Genomic DNA, 7579 nt, shown 5'->3' with positions numbered 1-7579 from the left:
CAAGCCAGGCGGAGTTGGCCCAGGCTGCTGGTCTGAGCGCGCCATTGCTTAAGAAGCGCTTGCAGGCGGGCCGGCGTGCCAAGGAGCGGATGGTGGCTGCGAATTTGCGGCTGGTGGTGAGTGTGGCTAAGAAGTACACGCGGCGGAATATGGAGCTGCTGGACCTGATCCAGGAGGGCACGATCGGGCTGGTGCGCGGCGTTGAGAAATTCGATCCAACCCGTGGCTACAAATTTTCAACGTATGCGTATTGGTGGATTCGCCAGGGGATCACGCGGGCAATCGCTGAGAAGAGCCGGACGATCAGGCTGCCAATCCACATCACCGAAACGCTGAACAAGCTGAAGAAGGGCCAGCGTGAACTAAGCCAGCTGCTGGGGCGCACGCCGACGGTGACGGAGCTTGCCGAAGCGGTGGAACTGCCAGAAGAAGAGGTGAAGGATCTACTGTGCCGTGCGCGCCAACCGGTGAGCTTGGAGACGAAGGTGGGCGACGGTGATGACACCGAACTGCTGGACCTGCTGGCAGGAGATGCGGAGCTGCCTGAAGACCGGGTGGATGGAGAGTGCCTGAAGGGCGACCTGCGAGCGCTGCTGGAGCAACTGCCGGAGCTGCAGGGGCGGGTGCTGAAGATGCGTTATGGGATTGAGGCTGGGGAGCCGCAAGAGAGCTCGGAGCCGATGAGCCTCAGTGCCATTGCTAAGCAATTGGGCATGAGCCGCGACAAAACTCGCAACCTGGAGCGCAAAGCCCTCGAAGGCGTACGGGCCCAGTCACGCATGCTTGAGGGTTATCTGGTGGCTTGAGCTGACTCAGCCGGTGGAGCTGACGCTGCGAGCAATCAGTACGGTCAGCATCACGATGGCAAGAAGAACCTGGAGAGCCATAACCAGCTTGGCTCTCCGTGACATAACGGCTTCAGATGTGGGTCCGTAGGTGGAATTGACGTTCATCGAGATAAACAGGTAGTCGATGATGTGGGGTTCGGGTGGTTCTTCTCCCTGTCGGCTGGGCCAAATAAATGCACCGCCTGGAGTGCTGACATCAAGAAAGATATAGACAAACATAAATACGAGCACGCTTTCCATATAGACGGCTGCCACATCCCACAATCCTGCCAATCCACCGCCTTGATGGCTGCCTGCAGTGGCAACCATGGACAGCACATTTGCTATTACCTGAAGCATTGAAAACAGCAGATAGGCCAGGGCCCAGCGGAAAAGATGGCGGTTTTTGCCGCGAAACAGGCTGACCGTTAGCCCGATTGTTACGGCGATGAAGGCAATTGTGGCAACGATGTCGATGCTGTGTACTAAATCGCTGAGATTTGGAGCAATCAAGCTGCGATGCCGCAGATGATTAACCAGCAGAAGATCCATTCCCCAGACGCCTGTCGTAGCAGCAATTACCGCTAGTCGCCCCCTGCCGCTGGTTAGGCGCTCGCGCAGCATATCGGCGGGTCCAGCGCTTGTCTGCTTTGAAGGCTCGCTGGCCATAATTTTGCTCCGGCTGATGGTTGGATGAAATATTTAGGTTTGATTGGGGAATTTTGAACCAATTCAAGTGATGATATGGCAGCTATGAATCTATCTTTTGGTGATTATCTTGGTTTTGCCGCCTATTTTGCAGGCAGGCTGATGGCTTCTTTTAGTAGTAAAATTAGAAAAACTGATCGAAGTTGTCGAAGTCGACTGCGCTGAAGGTACCTGCTTCTACCTGAGCCATAAGCCGTTCCAGCTGCACCCACAGGGCGCCAGCTGTGGCAATCGACAACACAAAAGAAACCAGCAGGGCAACCCCCGCCGAGAAACCGAATACCTGCAGGCTGCCGCCAATAAAAAGGGTGATGCCGATCACCACGCCGAAGTAAGGCAGGGTGACCGCAAAACTGCCAAGTGGTAGCAGGGGCAGGCGATCCTGTTTCCAGCCCTCCAGCTTGTTTTCTACCAATTTGGCGAAGGTGAGCCCGCAGAGCACGCCGATGGCCAGGCCCACACCAGCTACTAGGTAGGGGGGCTGGATGATCTGGGCATATTCCAGAAGGATGTCGCTCGCATCGAGGTCGGCGTACATCCAGCCGTCCGGCAGGGCGCTGCTGTCCATGGCGTCGAGGGGCAGGCTGGCCATCTGCTGAGACTGGTCTTGGTGGCCGAGACCCTAGGCCCTCAGGGTTCCCAGCGCTGGGAACCCAGGAAGGTGAGTTCGACGAAGCTGCTGCCGTTGTGGTCCTGGGGACCCAGTTGCACCCGGTAGCCGCCAAGGTCTAAATCGCGCATCGTTTCAAGCGCGGTCACAAAGCGTTGGCGGGTTGGCGCCGGCCCGGCCCGACGCAGGCCTTCCACCGTCATCTTGGCGGCAAGGAAGCCCTCGAGGCTGATGAAGCCGAATTGGGGTTTGGCCTGCTGGCGGCGCATTAATTTCTGGTATTCCTTCACCACTGGCACCCTTTCGTTCCAAGGGAAAGGCACCACCTGGGCCACGCCAATGCCACTGGCCTCATGGCTTTGCAGCGAGGCCCGCAGGGCGCTGGTACCTACAAACGACACGTTCATCAGCTGGGCTGTGCTGCCGCGCCGCCGCATCTCGCGGCTTAAGGAGGCCGAGCTCGGGTAGGCCGCTATCACCAAAACCGCGTTGGCATTGGCGTTTTGCACCATGCTGGCTGCCCCGCCGGTTTGGTTTGAGTTGCGCTCAACGCTGGCAGTGGCCACTGGCTTGAGGCCATGGCGTCTCAAGGCCTTGAGAGATCCCTTGAGGCCGTCTTTGCCAAAGGCATCGTTTTGAAAGACAACCGCAACGCGATGGCGGCCGCTGCGCACCAGGTAGTCGACCATCCGGTCAATTTCCATGTGGTAGCTGGTACGTAGGTTGAACACCATGGGGCGATGGGGCTGGCGTAGCAGCTGGGCGCCGGTGAGTGGAGCTATTAGTGGAATTTTCTGTGTCTCAACCAAGGGCAACACCGCCTTGACGGTGGGGGTGCCCACATAACCAAATAAAGCAAACACCTTGTCGCGTTCAACCAGCTGCTTGGTGTTGCGCAGGGTGAGAGGTGGGTCGTAGCGGTCGTCGAGGCTCAGCAGCTTCAGTCGCTTGCCATGGACGCCACCTTGGCGATTCACTTCGGCGAAATAGGCCAGAGCCCCTTCCCGGTATTCGCTGCCGAGCATGCCGGAGGGGCCGCTGAGGGCCGCCGACTGCCCCAGCACGATTTCTGTTGATGCCAGGGCAGGCAGGCTCAGCGTCAGGACCAACGCCGCTGCGGTGCCTACTCGCCCCCAACCGGCTTTCGGCCTTAACTTCAGCAAACTGCAGCGGTTGGGCATGGGTAAGCGCAGGCAAAGGCCTTGGAACGTGCTGGCGATGGTTGCCGTTGTTCTGGCGGCCATCCTGGCAATTTTGGGGATCGGGCGCATTGATGTGAGCCCAGTGCTAAGCCGCGACTCTTTGCGGCTCTCTTCCGCGTCCCGTGCTCTCACTACCTTGCCCCTCGGCGAGAAGCCTGCCCTTGGTGTATGGAGCGCCATGCGGGGAGACCAGCTCAGCGCCGGGGAGGAACGGGTGGATCGGGCTGAGTTTGAGCTAGCCCCATACAAAGTGGAAGTAGGGGTGTATTCAACTAGCAATTATGAGCTTGATCTAACGGTGCCAACCTATTCTAGTAGTGGCTATGTTTGGCTGCGCTGGGAGGAGCCTATGCAGCGCTATGTGGAGGCTCGTGGTGGAGATATTTCGAGTATGTTTATTGTTCTGAATACCCTGCTTTCTGACAAGGATTCAAGCCTTAGGCCGGTGGGCAATGTTCCCGCGCGGCTTGCGGATGGTAGTTACTACCAATTGTTTACCTATGTGGGTCGTTATTATGTAGACAAGGCTAGTTTTCGACACTACCCTTTCATGAGCATAAGCCTGCCACTTGTGATTGAGGCTAACGATATAGACGGCCAACTTAGTTATCGAAATCTCCGCTTAGTCCCGGAGATTCGCAACAGCGGGATGGGTCTCTACGCTCGCATTATTGGCTGGCTAAATACTGGCTGGTCGATTGCGGAATACCGGCACCATTATGCTACAAATTTTGGGCTTGGTGGCGAAGAAAACGACTACAGCCAAATCCTCTTTGAGATTTCCTACGGCACCTCTTCGTGGTCGTCTTTCTGGAGATTGTTGTTGCCCCTCTCCGTGTTGATGGCCATGGTGTTGTTGGTATTTAAGGTGCGCCCTGATGAGCAGGATGCTCGTGCCAGTATCCCGGTCACTGTTCTCCTTACCCTGGTTTTCCTACAGCAAACCTATCGTGACAAGTTGCCTGATTTGCCCTTTCTTACCTTCCTTGATCAAGTGTACGTCGTTGCTTACGTAGTCACGCTGGCAGCTTTTGTATTGGTTCTATGGATTGGACGACGCTATGCCGTGATGGAATCGATTGAAGATCCCGCCGAGAAACAAGCGTTATTGCTGCATCTAAATCGCCTTGATGATACCTGGCCCCTAGTGGTGGTTCTGGTGGGTGGTGCTGCAATTACCTTCTGCTGGATGACGATCCCCCAGGTTGGTTGAGCTATTTATTGTTTAAGCCTATTGTTTAAGGCCATTGTTTAAGCCTGTCTATAATTTAAGCGGGTTGCAGTGTGAGCTTTGCCAGCATGCCGCTCACCAACTTGCGAGGTGAAAAAGTACGTCCCATCAGGCCCATCAGGGCTCGCAAATCGTCTGTGTGCAGGCGATCGCCCTGAACCAGAGTAAGCAGGAGCCGTTGCCTCAGGCTGCCGCCCTCTGGGCCTAGAAGCAGCTTCAGGCCAGCTCCCGCAACTGGAAGCAAATCGGGACTAGTGGAATCGTTCTCCACAACCGCCAATAGATTTTCTAGTCGTTCAAGCTGCAGGCGCCCTTGTCGATCAAAGAGCACCTCAAGTAGTTTATCGCGCATCTCACTGGTTTCGCCTGCCAGCAGGCGCCGGGCCACGTATGGATAGGCAACCCTGATGATCTTGAAGCTGGGATCAAGCCGCAGGGCCAGGCCCTCCTGGCTCACCACCGCCCTAATGATCAGGGCGAAGCGAGCCGGCACACGAAAGGGATAGGCATACATCAGCTCCGAAAAGCGATCGGTGATGGCTTTGAAGTTGAAGGAGCCCACGTTGTCGCCTAGGGCGCCACCAAGCACCTCCTCAAGGGCAGGAATGATTGGCTTGAGATCGGCCCGGGGATTGAGGAAACCCAGGCTGACGAAATCAGCCGCGAGGGCGGTGAAATCCCGATTGATCAGGTGAACAACGGCGCCGGTGAGGGTGAGGCGATCGCTGTCGCTGATCGAATCCATCATGCCGAAATCCACATAGGCCACATGGCCCAGGGGGCCGGTTTTGCCGGAAAGCGCAAACAGGTTGCCGGGGTGGGGATCAGCGTGGAAATAGCCAAATTCGAGCAGTTGCTGCAGCCCGGCGATCACGCCAGTGCGGATCAGGGCCGAGGGGTCCAGGTTGCGAGCCTCCAGCGCCTGGCGTTCCTGCAACTTGGTGCCATTGATCCACTGGGTGGTGAGCACCCGCTGGCTGGATAGCAGTCGCTCCACCCGCGGCACGGTCACCTCTGGTTGGCGGGCGAATAGATCGGCAAATCGTTCAGCGTTATTGGCCTCGAGCCGGTAATCAATCTCCTCGAACAAAGTTGAGCCGAATTCATCGATGATGTCGCCGAGGCCAAAGCCCAGGTTGAGTGGCAGCAGCGGCGCACTCAGCACAGCCAACAGGCGGATGATCACTAGATCCCGCCGCAGAATGGTGGGCAGATTGGGGCGTTGCACCTTGACGGCCACCCAGTGGCCATCAGCGAGCTGCGCTTTGTATACCTGGCCCAGGCTGGCTGCTGCTACGGGGTAGTCGGGGAATACCTCAAATAGCTGGTCGGCCGGGGCGCCCAATTCCTGCTCAATGGTTGCTAGCGCAATCCCATGGGGATAGGCGGGCAGGTTGTCCTGCAGCTGGGTGAGCTGTTCGAGCCAGTCGCGCCGCACCAGATCGGGCCGGGTGGAAAGGGCTTGGCCCACCTTGATGAAGCAGGGGCCCAGGTCCGTGAGCGTGGTCAGAATTCGCCTTCCCAGCCGTTGCTGCACCTGGGCATTGCTGCTGTTCCCCTGCACCACCAACACCAGGGCCAGGCTGGACAGCTGCCAGATCACCACGAGCAGCCGGGCTATCAGCACCCAGGGACGCAACAGCAACCAGCGGAGGTCTCTGCCTGGGTCGTAACCCAGCTCGCTGGCAGCTTCGGCGTAGGTCAAGGCACGGCAGCGGCTAGTTGAGCAGACTCTATGAACGCCATCCCTCTTTTCATGGGCCTGCCGCTGCATCTGCCGGCCCACGGCCGTGGTCGGGGTCTGTCTCCTGCCCTGCGGCGCCTGCTGCGCCAGCGGCCGGGCAGTTGGGATCTGCCGGAGCTGCCGGAGCAGGGTGGTCCCCTGATCGATACCGGCTCCGTCGCTGATGCTCAGCGGCGTTGTGCCTCCCAGCTTGGAGCGGAGGCGCTCTGGTTTGGTGTTAATGGTGCCAGTGGCATGCTGCAGGCAGCCCTGCTAGCCCTGGCTCCCCCTGGCAGCCGGGTGCTGCTGCCCCGCAACCTGCACCGCTCCCTGCTGCACGGCTGCGTGCTGGGCCAGCTGCGGCCAGTGCTGTTTGACCTGCCCTTCGATACGGCCAGCGGTCTGTGGCTGCCACCAAGTTCTGCCCATCTCGAGCTGGTGCTTGCAGCAGCAGCGCAAAACGGTCCCCTGGCGGCCCTGGTGCTGGTGTCGCCGAGCTACCAGGGCCAGCGCGCCGAGCTACCGGCCCTGGTGGCATTGGCCCACGGCCGTGGGCTACCCGTGCTGGTCGATCAAGCCCACGGCCGCGGCGAGGCCTTGGCGGCCGGGGCCGACCTGGTGGTGCTCTCGGGCCAGAAGGCTGGCGGCGGTTTGGCCCAGAGCGCCGCCCTGCTGCTGCAGGGCGGCAGGGCTGATCGCGATGCCGTGGCCCGGGCCCTGCTCTGGCTGCAGACCTCCAGCCCCAGCGCCCTGCTGCTGGCCTCCGCAGAAGCTGCCCTCGACGACCTCACCAGCTCGGCGGGCCGGCGCCGCTGGCAAGCGGCAGGGCGCTGCGGCGAGCGCCTGCAGCGCCGCTGCCGTGCGCTGGGCTTGCCCCTGGTTGCAAATGACGACCCGCTGCGGTTGGTGCTGCACACCGCTGCCATGGGAATCAATGGGCTGGAGGCCGATGCCTGGTTGCTGCAGCGGGGTGTGATCGCCGAGCTGCCGGAACCGGGGGCGCTCACTTTTTGCTTGGGTATGGCGCCGCCCCCTGGGCTGCTTTGGCGCCTGCCCCACCAGCTGTTGCGCCTGCGGCGTGCCCTGGGGGGACCACCCCTGCCACCCTTCAGCGCGCCACCGCTGCCGCTGGTAGCGGAGCCGGAGCTGCCCTTGGCCGAGGCCTGGCGCGCTCCGGCGGAAGTCGTGGCTTTGGCGGCGGCAGCTGGACGGATCGCCGCCGAACCCCTGTGTCCCTATCCGCCGGGTATTCCCCTGCTGGTGCCCGGCGAGCGGATC

At 59.9% G+C, this 7579-nt stretch carries 7 protein-coding genes; 3 read left to right on the top strand and 4 right to left on the bottom strand.

Annotation, left to right across the window (positions count from 1 at the left end):
- On the top strand, positions 1-806 hold an 806-nt coding region (locus tag KBY72_RS13480; RefSeq protein ID WP_254993795.1), incomplete at its 5' end, for a sigma-70 family RNA polymerase sigma factor.
- Positions 807-812: 6 nt separating this feature from the next.
- Here KBY72_RS13480 and KBY72_RS13475 read toward each other — a convergent pair.
- The 3 genes from KBY72_RS13475 to KBY72_RS13465 form a co-directional block, all read right to left on the bottom strand.
- The gene (locus tag KBY72_RS13475; RefSeq protein WP_254960272.1) at positions 813-1496 is read right to left on the bottom strand and encodes a hypothetical protein; all 684 of its coding nucleotides are present in this window, start codon (positions 1494-1496) and stop codon (positions 813-815) included.
- Between the two features lie 163 nt (positions 1497-1659).
- Positions 1660-2127: a hypothetical protein gene (locus KBY72_RS13470; RefSeq protein ID WP_106632733.1), complete on the bottom strand. Its 468-nt coding sequence runs from the start codon at positions 2125-2127 to the stop codon at positions 1660-1662.
- Positions 2128-2165: 38 nt separating this feature from the next.
- Positions 2166-3254, bottom strand: coding sequence for an ABC transporter substrate-binding protein (locus KBY72_RS13465; protein ID WP_254993794.1), 1089 nt, complete (start codon positions 3252-3254; stop codon positions 2166-2168).
- 70 nt (positions 3255-3324) lie between these two features.
- On the opposite strand from KBY72_RS13465, the gene KBY72_RS13460 reads away from it, so the two are divergent.
- On the top strand, positions 3325-4560 hold the full coding sequence (locus KBY72_RS13460; protein ID WP_254993793.1) for a hypothetical protein: 1236 nt from the start codon (positions 3325-3327) through the stop codon (positions 4558-4560).
- A 55-nt stretch (positions 4561-4615) separates the two neighbouring features.
- Here KBY72_RS13460 and KBY72_RS13455 read toward each other — a convergent pair whose 3' ends face one another.
- Entirely contained in the window at positions 4616-6256 is a 1641-nt protein-coding gene (locus KBY72_RS13455; RefSeq protein WP_254960345.1) for an ABC1 kinase family protein, read from the bottom strand.
- A 57-nt stretch (positions 6257-6313) separates the two neighbouring features.
- Here KBY72_RS13455 and KBY72_RS13450 point away from each other — a divergent pair.
- A partial coding sequence (locus KBY72_RS13450) for a lysine decarboxylase (RefSeq protein ID WP_254993792.1) occupies positions 6314-7579 on the top strand: 1266 nt, incomplete at its 3' end.

The sequence above is a fragment of the Cyanobium sp. BA5m-21 genome (genome assembly GCF_024346235.1).
GTDB lineage: Bacteria > Cyanobacteriota > Cyanobacteriia > PCC-6307 > Cyanobiaceae > Cyanobium_A > Cyanobium_A usitatum.
The sequence above is the reverse complement of the archived record's forward strand: the minus strand, read 5'-3'. Positions and strand labels throughout refer to the sequence as shown.

Bases quoted from the DNA above. Each gene is read 5' to 3' on its own strand.
- KBY72_RS13470 (WP_106632733.1), bottom strand. From the start codon at position 2,127: ATGGCCAGCCTGCCCCTCGACGCCATGGACAGCAGCGCCCTGCCGGAC.
- KBY72_RS13475 (WP_254960272.1), bottom strand. From the start codon at position 1,496: ATGGCCAGCGAGCCTTCAAAGCAGACAAGCGCTGGACCCGCCGATATG.
- KBY72_RS13460 (WP_254993793.1), top strand. From the start codon at position 3,325: ATGGGTAAGCGCAGGCAAAGGCCTTGGAACGTGCTGGCGATGGTTGCC.